Source organism: Longimicrobium sp., from assembly GCF_048594345.1.
In the GTDB taxonomy this organism is placed as follows: domain Bacteria; phylum Gemmatimonadota; class Gemmatimonadetes; order Longimicrobiales; family Longimicrobiaceae; genus Longimicrobium.
Genome location: NZ_JBMDXM010000202.1, coordinates 1 through 1,179 on the forward strand (window position 1 = coordinate 1; position 1,179 = coordinate 1,179).

Genomic DNA, 1,179 nt, shown 5'->3' on the forward strand with positions numbered 1-1,179 from the left:
CACGCGTCACCTCCCCCGCTCGCGGGGGGAGGTCGGCGCGCATCGCGCCGGGTGGGCGCACGGGCCGTCGCGCAGAAGCACCCCCATCCCAACCTTCCCCCGTAAACGGGGGAAGGAGCGAAGCAGCACAACGCGCCACCTCCCAAACAACGCGGGAAAGGCGCCAAGAACCATCCCCGCGCAGCTCACCTCCCCCGCTCGCGGGGGAGGTCGGCACGCGTCGCGGGCCGGGTGGGGGCACGGGCCCTCGCGCACAAGCGCCCCATCCCAACCTTCCATTCGGCAAGGGCGCAATGCCCCGTGACACGGGGAAGGAGCGAAAGCAGCGCAGCGCGCGTGTCACCTTCCCTGCAACGCGAGGGAGGCGCCAGGCACGATCACCGCGCGGGGTCGCCCCCCCGCTCCGCCGCAGAAAACGGCAGCACTGTATGCAAGCCACGCGCCTGTAGACGCTCCAAGACCCCCGCGACCATCTCGATGTTGCGGCCGTGGCGCGCGCCCTCGTGCAGCAGCACGATCGCGCCCGGCACCAGATCGACATCGATGCGTGCAACGACCTTCGCCGTGTCGCGCTCCACCGCGTCGAAACCGCGCGCGCTCCAGGCCACGCGCGCCAGGCCGGCGTCGCGCAATGGGGCGTGCACGAACGGGTTGCTGTGGCCGACCACCGACCGGAACCACATCGGCGCCCGCCCGGCGATCGTCGTCAACGTGCGCTGGCAATCCGCGATTTCGCGGCGCATCTGCCTCGGTCCCAATGCCCAGAACCGGGCCTGCGGGTGCCGCTGGGTGTGGTTGCCGATGTCGTGGCCACGCGCGACGATCTCGCGCACCAAGTCCGGACGTGCGGCCGCGCGTTCGCCCACGAGGAAGAACGTCGCCCGCGCCGCGTGCGCATCGAGCAGGTCGAGCAGCGGCCGGGTGTCGTCCGAGGGGCCATCGTCGATGGTCAGCCAGACCCCGGCCTCACCCTCGGACAGGCGCCGGAGCACCGGCCCGTACAGCCGCGAGCCGGGCGCCAGCACGCCCCACAGGCACAGCGCATGGCTGGCCAGCAGCAGCGGCAACCCGACCTGCCAGCCGCATTGCCACCATACCCACGCGATCACGGCCTGGGAGGCGAGCACCAGCGGCAGCCACAGGTGCGGGCAACGGGGCGGACGATGCGGCGACATGGCG

The 1,179-nt window shown here is 72.3% G+C and carries 1 protein-coding gene; it reads right to left on the minus strand.

What is annotated here, in order from left to right; all coding sequences use genetic code 11:
- Positions 1-377 precede the first annotated feature (377 nt).
- Positions 378-1,175 carry a polysaccharide deacetylase family protein gene (locus ACOJUJ_RS21995; RefSeq protein ID WP_420129064.1) on the minus strand — a complete coding sequence of 266 codons (798 nt, stop codon included), beginning with the start codon at positions 1,173-1,175 and terminating at the stop codon, positions 378-380.
- Positions 1,176-1,179: the final 4 nt, after the last annotated feature.